The organism is Paramagnetospirillum kuznetsovii (assembly GCF_003284725.1).
Classification (GTDB): domain Bacteria; phylum Pseudomonadota; class Alphaproteobacteria; order Rhodospirillales; family Magnetospirillaceae; genus Phaeospirillum; species Phaeospirillum kuznetsovii.
This window is the reverse complement of the sequence record NZ_PGTO01000010.1, coordinates 1-16,648: the sequence shown is the minus strand read 5'-3', so window position 1 is coordinate 16,648 and position 16,648 is coordinate 1. Positions and strand designations below refer to the sequence as shown.

Here is a 16,648-nt window from a genome sequence, read left to right as displayed (position 1 = left end):
CCTTCATTCCCCCTCCCCCGGCTCTGCCGGGGGAGGGCTGGGGTGGGGGCATCGCTCCCGCAGCATATCCAGGATGTGCCGCAAGACTCCGGCTTCGTTTTCCAGAATTTCGTTGTTCCAGAACCGAAGCACCCGCCACCCTGCTCGCTCGAGAAATGCCGTCCGGGCGTGGTCTCGCGAACTTTCACAATGCTGACCGCCATCGGCTTCCACCGCCAATTTGGCGGCGAGACACGCGAAGTCGAGGATATAGGGATGCACCGGATGCTGACGGCGGAAGCGATACCCGTCCAGGCTACCTCGCCGCAGCAAACGCCATAGCCGTTTTTCCGTTTCGGTGGGATCTGAGCGCAGGGCCCTGGCGTTCTTCTTCAGACGATTGTCGAGCTTTGCCACCTTGTCGGCCCCCACCCCGGCCCTCCCCCAACACAGTTGGGGGAGGGAGTTACACTGTTCCGCCGCATTCCCCCTCCCCCGGCTCCGCCGGGGGAGGGCCGGGGTGGGGAGCCTTCTCCGCGCCATCCAAATGCCACCGGATCAATTCGTCCATGTCCACTAGGACAATTCGCTCCGACAGGGCCGCCGAGGTTCTTGCCTCCTCGGTAAAGCTCGACGTGGTTACGATATAGCCCCGCCAAGCGCCATTTTCCTCGACCACCCCTTTGAACTGCTGCACGACCGGTCGTCCCACCGGGTTTCCAGGCCCATTGCGCTTGCACTGCACAACGATCAATCCGTCCGGATGACGCGCAAAGCCGTCGACACCAAAATCATTGGATTTTCGGGTGACCCAAGCCTCCATGCCCTGGGCGGCGAAGAAGCCAACCACATGGGATTCGAACGCGAAGGGATCCATGGTCAGCAACGCATCGCGCAGTTCAATTTCGGCCATGGGCATGTCCCGGCGAAAGGCGCCCTTGGGCTCGTCCTGCATGGCCTTTTGCATGGCCGTGCTGGTCCTGCGCAAGATCTCGTCATGGGCGATGAGCTCCAGCACCCTGGCCAGATCCCCCATTCCAGCCCCACCCTGGGCGAGCGCTTCAAGAATGGAAGAAATCCCGGCAGCCCCGAGAAAGACCAGCAGGAGCGCGGGTACTCCCGCCGCCGTCCCCAGGGCGGCAACGCCTGCCCCCTGCCCACCGACGAACGGAACCGCCAGCAAGGTGACCGGAACGGCAATCTTGACCGGCAGCGGCAAGTCTGAATTCTTGTAGTTTCTTACCGCCTCGGCAACCGAGTGAGCGATGACGGATGCCGTCTTTCTGGCGTTGATTTGAGAGTTCAGCGCGACGAATTTTTCCCTGGCGGACGTGTCACTGGCGACAATATCCTGGGAGAGGGCCAACCAGCGGACGGCATCGGCCCGATCCTCTTGCCGCGACATGCCGTTGATCGCCTTGACGAACAACGCGGCCAACCATGTCCGGAGTCGAGTGGAGACGGCGCTGACTTTCATGATGGACCTCCAAGTACCCAACCAGCGCTATTACGCCATCAGCCGTCGTATTCATCCATGCGGAGAATCTCCTTATCCCGGCGCGGCGTCAGTCCCCTGTCGGGGACAGGCGAAATTCCATCAGGTCGTCACGCCCGCGCAAGCAGTCGACCAGCTTTTCCACATTGTCCTTGGCGGCGGTGCGGATCACCATCTTGTATTCGAACACGGCGCCGGCCTCGCCCAGGCGATAGCTCATGTTGGAGATGGTGAAGCCGTGGTCCTCGATCAGACGGCGCACCTCGGCCTCGGGCAGGGCCTTGTCCTTGGTGAAGCGCAGCAGATGGTGGGCATAGAACTGCGTCGGCATGCGATATTCGACCATGCGGAACAGCGCCAGGGTGGCGATGGTGATGATGGTGACGATGACGGCCGGATAGTAGAAGCCGACGCCATACATGATGCCCAGGGCCGAGGTGATCCAGATGGAGGCCGCCGTGGTCAGGCCGCGCACCGTCAGTCCCTCCTTGAAGATCACGCCCGCCCCCAGGAAACCGATGCCGGTCATGATGCCCTGGGCCATGCGGGTGGGATCGGTGCGGATGGATTCCAGCGGCACCGCGCCCATCCATTCCCACTGATAGACCGTCACCAGCATCAGCAGTGCCGAGGCGAGGCAGACCAGGGCATGGGTGCGAAACCCGGCGGGGCGGCCGTGAAAGCTGCGCTCAAGTCCGACGAGGCTTCCCGCCCCCCAGGCGCTGGCGAGGTGAATGGCGATGTCCATGTGCTGCGGCGTCATGTCGGCCTCCCCGTTGACGGAGAAAGCTGACATGTTGCGCTTTTATGACACCTCGACAACCCATACCCAGCGCCAGTGACAAAAGCGATATCTTTCCGATATCGCTTTTCGATCACATGGGGCTCAGCCCCAGCCGTCCGAACAGGCTCTTGTCCTGGCCCGGAGCGGCGTTCTTGGCGGTCAGCAGCTTCTGGCCGCAGAAGATGGAATTGGCGCCCGCCAGGAAGCACAGGGACTGCATTTCCTCGCTCATGCCCTCGCGCCCGGCCGACAGGCGCACGAAGCTTTTCGGCATGATGATCCGCGCCGTGGCGATGGTGCGGACGAAATCGAAATTGTCGGGGCGCTCGGCATCGGCCAGCGGGGTTCCGGCGATGGGGATCAGCAGGTTGATCGGCACGCTGTCGGGATGCTTCGGCATATTGGCCAGGGTCAGCAGCATCTTCACCCGATCCGCGCGCCCCTCGCCCAGGCCGATGATGCCGCCCGAGCACACATGCAGACCGGCGTCGCGCACCACGTCCAAGGTGTCCAGGCGGTCCTGGAAGGTCCGGGTGGAGATGACCTCGGAATAGTGTTCCGGGCTGGTATCGATATTGTGGTTGTAGTAGTCGAGCCCGGCCTCTTTCAGGCGGCTCGCCTGCCACTTGTCCAGCAGGCCGAAAGTGGCGCAGGTCTCCATGCCCAGGGCCTTGACGCCTTCGATCATGGCGACGGCGACCTCGAAATCCTCACCCTTGGGGCCGCGCCAGGCGGCGCCCATGCAAAAGCGCGACGCGCCTTCGTCCTTGGCCTGGCGGGCGGCGGCCACCACCTCTTCCACCGCCATCAGCTTTTCCTTTTCCAGGCCGGTGGCGTAGTGGGCGCTTTGCGGGCAATAGGAACAGTCCTCGGGGCAGGCGCCGGTCTTGATGGAGATCAGCCGCGAGACCTGGATGCGGTTGGGATCGAAATTGGCCCGGTGCACGGTCTGGGCCTGGAACAGCAGGTCGTTGAAAGGCTGGGAGAACAAAGCCTCCACCTCTTCGGCCGTCCAATCGTGGCGCAACCCGTCATCCGTGGTCGCCAACACCGTCTTCGCTGCCTGCATGGTCACCGGGGACATCCCTTATGATGCATTTCGGGGAGCGCAATGTAGTGCCGTGCATCACTCCTTTGCAACAGGAGCGAAAACCCTCTATGACGACTCGACCATGACCCTGCTGAACGACACCGCCGCCCGCTTCCTTGCCGGTCTTGACCAGACCGGCCGCCGACGTTCGCTCCGGCCCATGGAGCCCATGCCCAGCGGACGAGTCCGCATGGGCGGCCGCGAACTGATCAATTTTTCCTCCAACGATTATCTCGGGCTCAGTCGCCACCCCATGCTGGTGGAGCGCGCCAGCCGCTGGGCCAGGGAGTTCGGCGCGGGCTGCGGCGCCTCGCAACTGGTCACCGGCCATCTCGCCGCCCTGGAGATCATCGAGGCCAAGATCGCGCGGGCCAAGGGGACCGAGGCCGCCCTGGTCTTCGCCAGCGGCTGGCAATGCAACGCCTCGGCGCTGCCCGCCCTGCTGGACAAGGCCCTGTGGGGAGTGGAGCCGACGGTTTTGTCCGACCGCCTGATCCATGCCAGCCTGCATGCCGGACTGCAATTGAGCGATGCCCATTCACTGCGCTACCGCCACGATGATTTCGACCATCTGGAACAGTTGCTGACCACCAGGGCCGACCGCCCCGGCCCTCGCGTCATCGTCACCGAATCGGTCTTCAGCATGGATGGCGATGCCACCGACGTGGAACGGCTGGCCGCCATCGCGCGAAGCTGGAATGCCGTGGTCTATCTGGACGAGGCCCATGCCACCGGCGTGCTGGGCGAGACCGGCTTCGGCCTGTCGCACGGCCATGATATCGACCTCGCCATGGGCACGTTCTCCAAGGGATTGGGCAGTTTCGGCGCCTATGTGGCCTGTTCCGCCGCGGTGCGCGACACCCTGATCAATCGGGCATCCGGCTTCATCTATGCCACCTCGCTGCCCCCCGCTGTCCTGGGTGCCATGGATGCCGCCCTGGACCTGGTTCCCAGCATGGACGGAGAGCGCGCCCATCTGCGAAGGATGGCCAGCCGCCTGCGCGCCACCCTTCAGGCCGAGGGACTGGACACCGGCCCGTCCTCCACCCAGATCGTGCCGGTCATCCTGGGCGACGAGCGCCGGGCGCTGGCCGTGGCCAAGGCGCTGGAAGGCCGGGGAATCCTGGGAATCGCCATCCGCCCGCCCACGGTGCCCAAGGGCACCAGCCGCATTCGCTTCGCCCTGTCCTCGGTCCATTCCGAGGCCGATATCGATGTCTTGATCCAGGCCGTCCTGGATGCGGTCAAGGAGGTGGGATGACCACCCTTCTCTGCGTCCATGGCTGGGGATTCGGCGGAGGGTTCTGGGAGAGCCTGCTGGCGCGCCTGCCCGATTTCGAGTCCGAGCGGATCGACATGGGATTCTATGGCGAACCCTATATCCCGGCGGTCAGGCGGCCGCTGGTGGTGGCCCATTCCATGGGGCTGGCCTGGGCACTGGCCCATATTCCACGCCCCTGGGCGGGCGTGCTGGCGGTCAACGCCTTTCCCCGCTTTACCCGCTCGCAGCATTTCATCGAGGGCGTGGCGCCGCGCATGATCGAGCGCATGCAGGCCCGCTTCGCCCATGAGCCCCAGGCGGTGACCGCCGATTTCCTGTCCCGCTGCGGCGTGCAGGCCCCCGATGTCTCGGCGATCGACCCCGTGCCACTGGACGAGGCGCTGGCCTGGTTGGGCAAATGCGACGAACGCACCAGCTATCTGATGCTGTCGTGTCCGCGCATGGCCCTGGCCGGTCTGGCCGATCCCATCGTGCCCAAGGAAATGAGCGTCGCAAGCTTTCCCGCCGAGGAGCTGATCCTGGCCGAGGGCGGCGGCCATCTGCTGCCGCTCAGCCATCCCGATTGGGTGGCCTCGCAGCTTCGCCAGTTGGCGGCGCGGGCGTGATGGACCGCAAGCAGCGCATCCGCAACGCCTTTTCCTCGGCCGCCGCCGGTTACGATGCCGCCGCCGCCGCCCAGGAGCGGGCCGCCGATCTGGTGGCAGAGCGCATCAAGCCCGCCGTTCGGGTGCTGGAACTGGGCTGCGGCACCGGACTGCTGACCCGGCGACTGCTGGCCCGGCTGGGACCGGAGGCGCGGCTGCTGGCCACCGATCTCAGCCCCGCCATGATCGAACGGACGCGGCAAGGCATCTCGGACCCCCGCCTGTCGCTGGCGGTGATGGATGCCGAACAGCCGACTGGTGGCGGCTATGACCTGATCGTGTCGTCCCTGGCGGCCCAGTGGTTCGGCGATCTTCGGGCCACGCTTGGCGGTCTGGCCGGTTTGCTGGCCCCCGGCGGAACCCTGCTGGTCGCCACCCTGGGGGCGCGGACCTTCCTGGAATGGCGGGCCGCCCATGCCGATTTGGGTCTGACCTCCGGGGTCGCCGATTACCCCGACGCGGCGGAACTGGCCGCCATGCTGCCGGGAGCCGAGGTGGAGGCCGCCCCCTTCGCCATGACCTATCCCGATGCCCGCGCCTTCCTGAAAGTCCTGGCCGCCATCGGCGCCGCGACGCCGCGCCCCGGTCATACGCCGCTGCCCGCGAGCCGCTTGCGCGCCATCATGGCGGCGCTGGGCTCGCCCTGCGCCGTCACCTGGGATATCCTGATCCTCTCGTTCAGCAGGAACTCGCAATGACGCATGGATCACAGGAGCGCGGGCGTCCCGCCCGCCCGATGATATGCGGGCGGGACGCCCGCGCTCCTGCCCCATGAAAGGCGTCTTCGTCACCGGCACCGACACCGATGTGGGCAAGACCCTGGTGTCGGCCTGGCTGGCCCGCAATTGGAACACCGATTACTGGAAGCCGATCCAGACCGGACTGGCGGACGGCGCCGATTCCGTGACCGTCGCCCGTCTCGCCCCCCATGTGGTGGTTCATCCCCCGGCGGTGGAATTGCAGGCGCCGCTGTCGCCCCACGAAGCGGCCAAACGGGAAAATCGCCGCATCGATCTGTCGTCGCTGAACCTGCCCGCCACCGATCGCCCCCTGGTGGTCGAAGGCGCGGGCGGCGTCATGGTGCCCATCAATGAAGTGGCCTTGATGGTGGACCTGATGGTCAAGCTGAACCTGCCGGTGGTGGTGGTGGCGCGTTCTGGCCTGGGAACCATCAACCACAGTCTGATGACGCTGGAAATGCTGCGCCGCCGCCATGTCCCGGTGCTCGGCGTGGTGATGAACGGCCAGCGCAATCCCGCCAACCGCCAGGCTATCGAGCATTTCGGCGGCGTCCAGGTACTGGCCGAGATCCAGCCCCTGCCGGTGGTGAGCGAGTCCATGCTGGCCAGCCTGCCGCCTCCCGATTTCCCCTGTCCCGGGTGAGACCCATGACCCTGTCGCCAAAGACCCTGTCATACGACGAGCTTCGGGCGCTGGACGCCCGCCATGTCTGGCATCCCTTCACCCAGGCGGGCACCGCCAAGCCGCCCATCCTGGCGCTGGGAGGCCGGGGAGCCACCATCTACGCCGCCGACGGCCGCGAATACCTGGATCTGGTGTCGTCGTGGTGGTGCAACCTGCACGGCCACGGCAACCCCGCCATCGCCCAGGCCATCGCCGATCAGGCCATGCGGCTGGAACAGGTGATCTTCGCCGACTTCACCCACGAACCCGCCGCCCGCCTGGCCGCTCGGGTCACCCGGCGGCTGCCGGGCGATCTCGACCGGGTGTTCTATTCCGACGACGGCTCCACCGCCGTGGAAGTCTCGCTGAAGCTGGCGCATCAGTACTGGCGCAACAAGGGCCAGCATCGCGACGTCTATGTGGCCTTCGAGGGCGGCTATCACGGCGACACCGCCGGAGCCATGTCGGCGGGCCATTCCTCGGGCTATTTCGAGCAGTGGCGGGAAATGCTGTTCCCGGTCAAGACGGTGCCCTTCCCCGCCACCTGGGACGACGACCCGGAGGTGGAGGCCAAGGAGGCAGCGGCGCTGGACGCCCTGGATCTGGTCTTCGCCTGCCATCCCGACCATGTCTCGGCGGTGATCGTCGAGCCCTTGATCCAGGGTGCGGCGGGCATGCGCATGTGCCGCCCGGAATTCCTCCGCGCATTGGAGCTCAAAGTCAGGGAAGCCGGTTCGCTGCTGATCTTCGACGAGGTGATGACCGGCTTTTCCCGCACCGGCGATCTGTTCGCCTGCGTCAAGGCGGGCGTCACCCCCGATCTGATCTGTCTATCCAAGGGGCTGACCGGCGGCTTCCTGCCGCTGTCCATGACGGTGGCGCGTGAAGCCATCTTTCAGGAATTCCTGGGCCAAGACCTGTCGCGGGCCTTCCTGCACGGCCATTCCTACACCGCCAATCCGCTGGGCTGCGCCGCCGGGCTGGCCTCGCTGGATCTGCTGGAAGCCGCCGAATGCCAGAGCCGCATCCAGGCCATCGAGGCGCTGCACCGTGCCCGCCTCGACCGGCTGAAATCACGTCCCAACGTGGCCCGCACGCGGTTGTGTGGTACAATCGCGGCAATGGACATTTCCGGCGGTGGCGTCGGTTACGCGGCGGAGGTCGGACCGAAACTGAAGGCGGCGTTCCTGGAACGGGGCCTGCTGCTGCGCCCCCTGGGCAATGTTTTGTATCTGCTGCCGCCCTATTGCACCACCGAAGCCGAGTTGAACCGCGCCTGGGATGCCGTGGAGGATGTCCTGGCCACACTCTGAGAGGGGGCCGGTCATGCTGAGGATCGAAGAGATCTGCACCAACGTGGACGACGACTTCCGCGATCATCTGCTGGAGATGGACGACGAACGCCTGCGTGCCCTGCTGGCGGATTCATCGGCGCTGCGCCATCTGGTCCCCATGGGCGTCTCCTACAAGGAGGCGGTGATCGCCATCTACGCCATCCTGGACTTCCGCGCCCAGCCCCCCGAGGATACCGTGACTGAGGCGCCGAAGAAGAAGCGGGCCCCTCGCAAGAAAAAGGCGATGGCGCCCCCCGACGTGTCCCCTGCGGGCGAGACGCCCGCGCTCCCGGACACTCCTCCCGACGTGTCCCATGCGGGCGAGACGCCCACGCTCACGGACTGTTTGGAGCGCGGGCGTCCCGCCCGCATTCAAACCGAGCCTCACAGCGAGGCGCAACGCCCGGTCTTCCCGCCGCTCAAGCCGCGCTGGCGCGATCAGGCTATTCTGCTGGTTCCCGTCGCCCTGGCGGCGGCGGTGCTGGCCTTCCTGCTGATTAGGCATTAAATTCGCTTTCCATGATCCATCGCCTGCTTTCCCGCCTCCCCCTGATCCTGGTTCTCGTCGTCCTGGCGGCGGGGGGAGCCTGGGCTTGGCGGGCCAATGGAACCATCGAACTCGCGGCGGCGCCGCCGCGCCGGGGACCGGCGGTGGAGGCCATCTATGCCACCGGCACGGTGGAGGCCGAGAAATGGGCGCGCATCGCCCCGGTAACCCCCGGCCGCATTTCCGAGATCTTCGCCGTCGAGGGCGACGCCGTGAAGGCGGGCCAGCCGCTGATCCGCCTGGATGACCGCGAGGCCAGCGCCAGGATCGCCGAATTGGAGGCCAAGGCCGCCTATTGGAAGGAAGAGATCGCCCGCTCGGCGCCGCTGCTGGCGGCGGGATACCGCTCGAAGGAGGCCGACCAGAAGGCCCGCAGCGAATACAATCAGGTGGTCGCGGCCATCAATGCCGCCCGCCAGCGCCGCACCGACCTGATCGTGGTTTCCCCCATGGACGGCGTGGTTCTGCGCCGCGACGGCGAAGTGGGAGAACTGGCCGAGGTCAAGGATGCCCTGTTCTGGGTGGGCGCCCCCCGGCCGCTGCGCCTGACCGCCGAGGTGGACGAGGAGGATATCGCCCGCGTCCGGGTCGGCCAGAAAGTGCTGATCAAGGCCGATGCCTTCGCCGAGAGGATTTTGGAAGCCAAGGTCGATCGCATCACCCCCAAGGGCGACCCCATCAACAAGACCTTCCGGGTCCGGGTGGTGCTGCCCGACGACACGCCCCTGCTGGTGGGCATGACCACCGAGATCAACATCATCACCAAGGAAAGCCCTGACGCCCAGCTTATCCCCGCCACGGCGCCAATCGACGGCAAGGTGTTCGTGGTGGAGAACGGCACCGCCCAGTCGCGTCCCGTCACCATCGGCATTCGCGGCCGGACCATGGTGGAAGTTCTGAACGGACTGGCGGCCGATCAATTGGTGATCACCGCGCCGCCGACCGGACTGAAGACCGGCGACCGCGTCCGGGTGAAGTAGGAGAAGGGCGATGGCGCTCGCTCTCGACATCGCCCTGCGCCACCTGCTTCATCGCCGTCGCCAGACGCTGGTCTCGCTGCTGGGCGTCTCGCTGGGCGTGGCCTTCTTCATCGGTATTTCCTCCATGATGCAAGGCTTCCAGCGCGACTTCGTCGCCCGCATCATCGACGTGCAGCCCCATATCATCGTCAAGGACGAGGTGCGAACGGCGCCGCGCCAACCCGTGGAGACCGCCTATCCCGACGGAGCCGTCGCCTTGCGAGGCCTGAAACCCCGCGAGGAAGTGCGCGGCATTCGCGGTGCGAGGAACATGCTGGCCGGATTGGAGGAAACCCCCGGCGTCCATGTGGCCCCGGCGCTGTCGGGCAATCTTTTGCTGCGCTATGGCGGCAAGGATCTCTCGGTCAATGTCACCGGCATCGATCCGCCACGTGAACGCAAGGTTACCCACATCGAAAAAGACCTGCTGTCGGGCACCCTGGACGCCCTCTACACCACGTCCAACGGCATCATCCTGGGCGAGGGCGTCGCCGCCAAGGCGGGCATCCGATCCGGCGACCTGATCTCGGCGGTCTCGCCCACCGGCGTCCTGCTGAAAATGAAGGTGGTCGGCATCTTCCGCAGCAACATCACCCTGATGGACAATTTCGAGGTCTATGTCCTGTTGAAGAAGGCCCAGGTGCTGGCCAACCGCCCCAATGTGATCAACCGCATCAACATCCGCCTGGACGATGTCGAGGACGCCTCGCCCTTGGCGGCACGCATCGAGCGGCAATACGGCTATCGTTCCGAGCCCTGGCAGGAGCAATCGCGCAACGTGCTGGGCATCTTCGTCATCCAGAACGTCATCATGTATTCCTCGGTCTCGGCCATCCTGATCGTCGCCTGTTTCGGCATCTTCAACGTCATCTCCACGGTGGTGTTCGAAAAGACCCGCGACATCGGCATCCTCAAATCCATGGGTTTCCGCGACAAGGACATCCGCCACGTCTTCTTGCTGGAAGGATTGATCGTCGGGTTGCTGGGCACCGTGATCGGCTGGGCCATGGGCTGGGGATTGATCGAGTTCATGGCCTCGCTGAAATTCGACATGGAGGGATTCATCAAGTCCCAGGGACTGATCCTGTACCGCACGCCCCGCCACTACGCGTTGAGCGCCGCCATGGCCATCCTGTCGTCCACCCTGGCGGCCTGGGTTCCGGCGCGCCGGGCGTCCAAGCTCAACCCGGTCGATATCGTGCGAGGCGCCGGATGAGCATATCTTGTCAGCCCTCAATCACCGGGCGCACGCCTCCGCGTGCTTGGCTTTCGCGGCACGAGCCGCGGCGGGCGTCGCCCTTGCCTCGGAGCGCATGAATGACTTCATCCGCTCCTCGGGTCGAAGCCCGCACCCTCACGCGCGAATTGCCCGGTCCGGTGCCGGTCACCCTGGTGCGCGACATCGACCTTGTGGTGGAGCCCGGCGAATTCGTCGCCGTCACCGGTCCGTCGGGTTCGGGCAAGTCGTCCCTGCTCTACCTGCTGGGCCTGCTGGACGCGCCCACCGGCGGCAGCGTGCTGATCCAGGGGGAAGAAACCTCGGGCCTGTCGCCCGATCAATGGGCCGCCATCCGCCTGGCCCGCATCGGCTTCGTCTTCCAGTTCCACTTCCTGCTGCCGGAATTTTCCTGCCTCGCCAATGTGGAAATCCCCATCCGCCGCCTGGGACGCCTCAGCACCGCCCAGGCCCGCGAGCGCGCCGCCATGCTGCTGGATTCCATGGAACTGGCCGACCATGCCGGGAAGCTGCCCGAACAACTGTCGGGCGGCCAGCGTCAGCGCGTGGCCATCGCCCGCGCCTTGGCCAATGATCCGCCGCTGATCCTGGCGGACGAGCCCACCGGAAACCTGGATACCCGCACCGCCCACATGGTGTTCGACCTGTTCGGCAAACTGGCCCGCGAGCAGGGCCGCTCCATCGTGGTGGTGACCCATGACAGCGACCTCGCCCAATTGGCCGATCGCCGCATTCATCTGGTGGATGGCCGCATCGTCCCGTGAGACGAGAAGCCGCCTAAAGCCCCATCTTGGCGGCCAGGATGGCGGCCTGGGTGCGGTTCTCGCAGCCCAGCGAGCGCAGGATGGCGGTGACGTGCAATTTGACCGTGATCTCGGCCAGATTGAGGTCGCGGGCGATTTCCTTATTGGACTTGCCCTGGCGCAGCATGGCCAGCACGTCGCGCTGGCGCGGGGTAAGCAGATTGCGCAGTCGCTCGGCGTCAAACTCCCCTTGGGTCTGAACCACCACGTCGGGAACCGTGATATTGGGGCTGACGAAGGTATCGCCTTCCAGGACCGAGCGGATCCCCTTCATCATGGAGGCGGTGCCTGAGGATTTGCAGATATAGCCATGGGCGCCCGCGTCCAGGGTCCGACGCACCATCTGGGGATCCTCGGAGGCCGATACGACGACCAGATAAACGTCGGGAGCGGTGCGGCGAATGGAACTGATGGCGGAAATACCGTCCATGCCGGGCATGGACAGATCCACCAGAGCGATATCGATACTGGGATCGGCCTTCACATGGGCCAAGGCCTGAAGAAAATCGCCAGCCTCCACCGTTTCCAGCGGTTCTTCCGCCAGACTCTCCAGAACCATCCTCACGCCCTCGCGAAACAGCGCGTGATCATCAGCAAGAAGAACCTTCATCGTGCTCGCCCCCAAGACGCATCACAACAGGCTGCCAACGCAAAGCGCGAGCAGTCAAACGAACGCGCCATCGCACAACCTGGCGCGCTGATGATCTTCCCTTCCGAAAACAACCGACCGCCCCAAGCGGACGATGTAGTTCGGCATCTCCCAGAACCCGCCCGAATTAAGCATGCTTTATCCATTCCGGCAACGAAGGACTTCGCATAGGCCACGAGGCCAACACCGATACTATAGGCTTAGAAGCCGCATTTTCGGATGATAAATTGCGCCACGCCCTCTACGTCGTCGCGCAAGAATCGGGGCAAAGGCACCTCGGCCACCGGCAAGTCCGACACCACGGCGACGATGGAGGCTTCGGTCGCGGCCAGCAGGGGCTTTCCAAGGCCGGCATCCCATACTTCCAGCTTAGGGTGGGGCGCCCACTTAAACCCCTCGATCAGCAGCAGATCGATCCCCTTGAACCGAGTGACCAACTCATCAAGCGGCGGCTCGGCCCGACCATGGAACTCGTTGATCAGGGCAAAGCGCCGCCGGGACGCCACCAAGGTCTCCACCGCGCCAGCGGCCGCCAGCGCCCGGCAGTCGTCATCACCGACAGCCGGATTATGGTGGGTGTGCTTGACGGTGGCCACTTCTATGCCAAGACGGTTCAGCGCTGGAATCAAGCGCACCAACAAGGTCGTTTTGCCGCTGCCGCTCCAGCCCGCGATTCCGAATATCTTCATCCCCGCAGCCTATCAACTGGGCGAAATCGCGCAAGATGGCGGGTGAGAGTTTCCTTTCGTTCGGACATCGAACATAATATGCAAAATAGCTTCCAAGATAATGCGGCAAGGACAGCCATGGCTCTGCCTGGACGAGTGCTCTTGATCGACAATTCCCGCGCCTATGCCACCATCGTGTCCAGCGCCATCGCGGATCGTCTGGGGATCGAGGTCAGCGTTGCCGACAGCTTGGCCTCGGCGCGGCAATTGGTCGAACAATGGGGTGACCAGATCTTGCTGGTGTTGAGCGGCTTGGTTTTGCCAGACGCGGATGAAGCCAGCGTGGTTCATTATTTCACCCACCGCCGAATTCCGCTGGTGGTCGTCACCGGCGTCTTCGATCACGCCACCCGCGAACGCATCCTGGCCCAACCGGTGATCGACTATGTGTTGAAGGATAATCCATCCAGCGTCGATTATCTGGTCTGGCTGGTGCAAAGAATCAGCCGCAATCGCGCCCTGACAGCGTTGGTGATCGACGATTCCAACTTTTACCGCGGCCTCATCGGCAGCCTGCTTAAACTCTACGGCTTCGCGGTTCTGGAAGCGGCCGATGGCGAGGCCGGTTTGGAGTTGATCAAGGCCAATCCCCAATTGAGTCTGGTCATCTGCGATTTCGAATTGCCGGGAATCAGCGGAATCCAAGTGGTGCGCCGAATTCGCGGCAAATATGCCCGCGACCGCCTTGCCGTCATCGGCGTATCCGCAAGTGAATCGGTACGCGGTCCCATTTCCGCTCAGTTCATCAAGAGCGGCGCCAACGACTTCCTGCACAAGCCGTTCTTGCCGGAGGAATTGTTCTGCCGGGTCGCTCAGAACGTGGAGAACCTGGAGAACATCGCCTCCTTGCGCCATATGGCGACCACCGACCCGCTGACCGGGCTGCGCAATCGCCGCTCGTTCTTCGATACCGCGCAGCGCCGCTTCCAAGCCTTGGGAAGCCAATCCCGGTCTTTGGCCGTGGCCATGATGGATATCGACCACTTCAAGAAGGTCAATGACGGCCATGGGCACGATTGCGGTGATGCCGTGCTGGTGGGAGTCTCCCGCCTATTGGCCGCAAGCCTCCGCGACGACGATCTGGTCGCCCGTTTCGGCGGCGAGGAGTTCTGTGTTCTATTCCCCGACCTGGACGAGTCCAAGGCCAGGAAGATCTGCGAGACGCTGCGGAACGCCATTGAATCGACGACAATCACCTTCGGCGATGCCGTCATCCCGGTTACCATCAGCATCGGATTATGCAGTGATCGGCGCGATAGCCTGCACGGCATGCTGACCCAAGCGGACCAAGCCCTTTACCGCGCCAAGGCGGCCGGCCGCAACCGAGTGATGACCGCCTAGTTTCATTTTTGGCGGTTGCGCCGGGCGATTCGACCACGCATCATCCCGGCCCAGGTCAAACCACGCGTCAGGGATTTCCATGCAACTTTTTCTTGAAGCCTTGCTCCTCGGCATCGTCGAGGGCTTGACGGAGTTTCTTCCGGTTTCCAGCACCGCCCATCTCCTGCTGATCGGCGACATGCTTGGATTTGAAGGGCCGCCCGGCAAGACCTTCGAGATCGTCATTCAGCTCGGCGCCATCCTGGCGGTCTGCGTCGTCTATTGGCAAAGGCTGTGGGGCGTGGCGACGACCATCACCCATCCCCGCTCCTTCGCCTTCGCCCGCAATGTCCTGATCGCCTTCCTGCCGGCCGCGGTGATCGGCGCACTCGCCTACAAGTATATCAAGCAGATGCTGGACTCGCCCCTGGTGGCCTCCGCCGCGCTGGTGGTGGGCGGGCTGGCCATTCTCGCCATCGAGCGCATGGTCAAGCGCGCCCGCATCCAGGCCGTCGAAGACCTGTCCCCCGCCATGTCCCTGGCCATCGGCTTTTGCCAGGTGCTGGCCATGGTTCCCGGCGTGTCGCGCGCGGGCGCCACCATCATGGGGTCCATGCTGTTGGGAGTCGAACGCCGGATCGCCGCCGAATTCTCGTTCTTTCTCGCCATTCCGACCATGACCGGGGCGACCGTCTATTCGCTCTACAAGAACTGGTCGACCCTATCCTTCGACGGCAGCGCCCTGATCGCCATCGGCTTTGTCGCCGCCTTCTTCTCGGCCCTGGTGGTGGTGAAGACCTTCATCGGCTTCATCGGCAAGCACGGATTCGCGCCTTTCGCCTATTACCGCATCGTGTTCGGACTGGTGATGCTGGGCATGATCCTGGCGCGCTGATATGTCATAATAAGGACCAAGGCAACCTCATCGGGCCTTGGCCAGATCATCGCGCCATAAATCAGCGCCATTCATCCCCCCTCCCTCGGCAAAGCCGGGGGAGGGCTGGGGTTGGGGTGGGGTGGGGGTGGGGTGGGGACTGGCGGACGGCTTGGTGGTTGGCGCCGACGATTCACCACCAAGACACCAAGAACACCAAGAGGCCGACATGGTTTCTCGCCCACCGTCTTGCGCGGGCTTGTCCCGCGTATCCACGCAGATCAGCCCAGCCCGTTGCTTCACGAGATATGTTGGCGGAACCGCGTGGATCACCGGGACAAGCCCACTTCTGTCCGGTTTAAATTAGGCGACATGATCCGCGACTGCCGAGGGTATTGACCACCAAGGCACCAAGGACACCAAGAGGACGACACGGTTTTTTGCCTTCCGTCATGCCCGTGCTTATCCCGCGTATCCACGCCCATCCGTCTGGATTATCGGCTCATAATGCTTTCAAGCGGAACCACGAGACACGCCCGGCCAAAACGAACGACTGAGGCTTGGCCGTTTGCTCCGCCCTCTTGGTGTCCTTGGTGCCTTGGTGGTGAATCGGCTTTCGAGTCCCATACCGAAGGTGACGGCTTCAAATACAGGCAGACTCAGGCGCTCGATGAAACCACGCCAATTTAAACCGGACAGCAGTGGGACAAGCCCGGTGATGACAACTTTTGAAAGGCCTCTTGGTGTCCTTGGTGTCTTGGTGGTCATTGACCACGGCAGCCGCGGATCAAGCCCCCGGGGGTGACGAAAGGGGATATTCCGCTCGTGAGGATCTGCATGGGGCAAAAAAAGAGAAAGGGCCGCCGGCTTCCCGGCGGCCCCAGTCGTTTGTACTCTTTTGGTCTTAGTGCGACGCGGCGCCTTCGGCACCCAGACCGGTCTCGGACCGGATCGCCTGGGCTTCGTAGGCGGCGCGCTCTTCGGCGGCACGCGGGCTGTTGTCGAGGATCGAGAACAGCCACGAGAAGATGAACGCCGCCGGCACCGAGAACAGGGCCGGATAGGCGAACGGGAAGATTTCGGCCTGGAAGCCGAAGCTCTGCACCCACACGGCCTTGGACAGCACCACCATGATCACCGACATCAGCAGACCGATGGTTCCGCCGATGACCGCGCCACGAGTGGTCAGGCCGCCCCAGAACATGGAAAGCACCAGGACCGGGAAGTTGGCGGAAGCCGCCACCGAGAAGGTGAGCGCCACGATGAACGCCACGTTCTGCTTCTCGAAGATCAGACCCAGCAGCACGGCGACGATGCCGAGGCCGATGGAGGCGATCTTGGAGACGGTGACTTCCTTACCTTCGGTGGCATGGCCATGCATGATGACGCTGGCGTACAGGTCATGCGAAATCGCCGACGCGCCCGCCAGGGTCAGGCCCGACACCACCGCCAGGATGGT

General features: G+C 64.2%; 18 protein-coding genes. 11 read left to right on the top strand and 7 right to left on the bottom strand.

The genetic code is table 11. From position 1 onward, the window contains the following. Nucleotides 1-3: 3 nt before the first annotated feature. The 4 genes from CU669_RS13125 to bioB all read right to left on the bottom strand — a co-directional run bounded on the left by CU669_RS13125 (nucleotide 4) and on the right by bioB (nucleotide 3,327). Complete coding sequence (locus tag CU669_RS13125; protein ID WP_239988711.1) at nucleotides 4-411, bottom strand: endonuclease domain-containing protein; 408 nt, start codon at nucleotides 409-411, stop codon at nucleotides 4-6. A 34-nt stretch (nucleotides 412-445) separates the two neighbouring features. Continuing rightward, nucleotides 446-1,456, bottom strand: coding sequence for a restriction endonuclease (locus tag CU669_RS13120; RefSeq protein WP_112145418.1), 1,011 nt, complete (start codon nucleotides 1,454-1,456; stop codon nucleotides 446-448). An 88-nt stretch (nucleotides 1,457-1,544) separates the two neighbouring features. Further along, on the bottom strand, nucleotides 1,545-2,237 hold the full coding sequence (locus CU669_RS13115) for an MgtC/SapB family protein (protein WP_112145629.1): 693 nt from the start codon (nucleotides 2,235-2,237) through the stop codon (nucleotides 1,545-1,547). Nucleotides 2,238-2,349: 112 nt separating this feature from the next. Beyond that, a complete protein-coding gene (gene bioB, locus CU669_RS13110; protein WP_112145627.1) occupies nucleotides 2,350-3,327 on the bottom strand; it encodes a biotin synthase BioB in 978 nt (325 codons plus the stop codon). Nucleotides 3,328-3,430: 103 nt separating this feature from the next. Here bioB and CU669_RS13105 point away from each other — a divergent pair, with 103 nt between their 5' ends. The 9 genes from CU669_RS13105 (at nucleotide 3,431) to CU669_RS13065 (ending at nucleotide 11,579) form a co-directional block, all read left to right on the top strand. Next, nucleotides 3,431-4,609, top strand: coding sequence for an aminotransferase class I/II-fold pyridoxal phosphate-dependent enzyme (locus CU669_RS13105; protein ID WP_112145416.1), 1,179 nt, complete (start codon nucleotides 3,431-3,433; stop codon nucleotides 4,607-4,609). Next, a complete protein-coding gene (locus tag CU669_RS13100) occupies nucleotides 4,606-5,235 on the top strand; it encodes an alpha/beta fold hydrolase (protein ID WP_112145414.1) in 630 nt (209 codons plus the stop codon). The genes CU669_RS13105 and CU669_RS13100 overlap by 4 nt, the downstream gene beginning before the upstream one ends. Beyond that, nucleotides 5,235-5,972, top strand: coding sequence for a methyltransferase (locus CU669_RS13095; protein WP_112145412.1), 738 nt, complete (start codon nucleotides 5,235-5,237; stop codon nucleotides 5,970-5,972). The genes CU669_RS13100 and CU669_RS13095 overlap by 1 nt, the downstream gene beginning before the upstream one ends. 73 nt (nucleotides 5,973-6,045) lie before the next feature. Next, nucleotides 6,046-6,657 (top strand): dethiobiotin synthase, encoded by a 612-nt coding sequence (gene bioD / locus CU669_RS13090; protein ID WP_112145410.1) that lies wholly within the window; start codon nucleotides 6,046-6,048, stop codon nucleotides 6,655-6,657. Nucleotides 6,658-6,662: 5 nt separating this feature from the next. Further along, nucleotides 6,663-7,991: an adenosylmethionine--8-amino-7-oxononanoate transaminase gene (gene bioA / locus CU669_RS13085; protein WP_112145408.1), complete on the top strand. Its 1,329-nt coding sequence runs from the start codon at nucleotides 6,663-6,665 to the stop codon at nucleotides 7,989-7,991. Nucleotides 7,992-8,004: 13 nt separating this feature from the next. Continuing rightward, the gene (locus CU669_RS13080; RefSeq protein WP_112145406.1) at nucleotides 8,005-8,520 is read left to right on the top strand and encodes a hypothetical protein; all 516 of its coding nucleotides are present in this window, start codon (nucleotides 8,005-8,007) and stop codon (nucleotides 8,518-8,520) included. Nucleotides 8,521-8,531: 11 nt separating this feature from the next. Continuing rightward, nucleotides 8,532-9,539 carry an efflux RND transporter periplasmic adaptor subunit gene (locus CU669_RS13075; RefSeq protein WP_112145404.1) on the top strand — a complete coding sequence of 336 codons (1,008 nt, stop codon included), beginning with the start codon at nucleotides 8,532-8,534 and terminating at the stop codon, nucleotides 9,537-9,539. A 10-nt stretch (nucleotides 9,540-9,549) separates the two neighbouring features. After that, nucleotides 9,550-10,794, top strand: a complete 1,245-nt coding sequence (locus tag CU669_RS13070) for an ABC transporter permease (RefSeq protein WP_112145402.1) — start codon at nucleotides 9,550-9,552, stop codon at nucleotides 10,792-10,794. A 101-nt stretch (nucleotides 10,795-10,895) separates the two neighbouring features. Continuing rightward, entirely contained in the window at nucleotides 10,896-11,579 is a 684-nt protein-coding gene (locus CU669_RS13065) for an ABC transporter ATP-binding protein (protein ID WP_112145400.1), read from the top strand. A gap of 13 nt (nucleotides 11,580-11,592) precedes the next feature. On the opposite strand, the gene CU669_RS13060 is transcribed toward CU669_RS13065, so the two are convergent. Together CU669_RS13060 and mobB are read right to left on the bottom strand one after the other, a co-directional pair. Continuing rightward, entirely contained in the window at nucleotides 11,593-12,228 is a 636-nt protein-coding gene (locus CU669_RS13060) for a response regulator (RefSeq protein ID WP_112145398.1), read from the bottom strand. Between the two features lie 239 nt (nucleotides 12,229-12,467). Next, nucleotides 12,468-12,956 (bottom strand): molybdopterin-guanine dinucleotide biosynthesis protein B, encoded by a 489-nt coding sequence (gene mobB, locus CU669_RS13055; RefSeq protein ID WP_112145396.1) that lies wholly within the window; start codon nucleotides 12,954-12,956, stop codon nucleotides 12,468-12,470. A gap of 117 nt (nucleotides 12,957-13,073) precedes the next feature. Here mobB and CU669_RS13050 point away from each other — a divergent pair, with 117 nt between their 5' ends. After that, nucleotides 13,074-14,336 carry a GGDEF domain-containing response regulator gene (locus tag CU669_RS13050; protein WP_205119452.1) on the top strand — a complete coding sequence of 421 codons (1,263 nt, stop codon included), beginning with the start codon at nucleotides 13,074-13,076 and terminating at the stop codon, nucleotides 14,334-14,336. Between the two features lie 73 nt (nucleotides 14,337-14,409). Then, the gene (locus tag CU669_RS13045; RefSeq protein ID WP_456095310.1) at nucleotides 14,410-15,210 is read left to right on the top strand and encodes an undecaprenyl-diphosphate phosphatase; all 801 of its coding nucleotides are present in this window, start codon (nucleotides 14,410-14,412) and stop codon (nucleotides 15,208-15,210) included. Between the two features lie 883 nt (nucleotides 15,211-16,093). Here CU669_RS13045 and CU669_RS13040 read toward each other — a convergent pair. Continuing rightward, on the bottom strand, nucleotides 16,094-16,648 hold a 555-nt coding region (locus CU669_RS13040; protein ID WP_407671585.1), incomplete at its 5' end, for a sodium:solute symporter family transporter.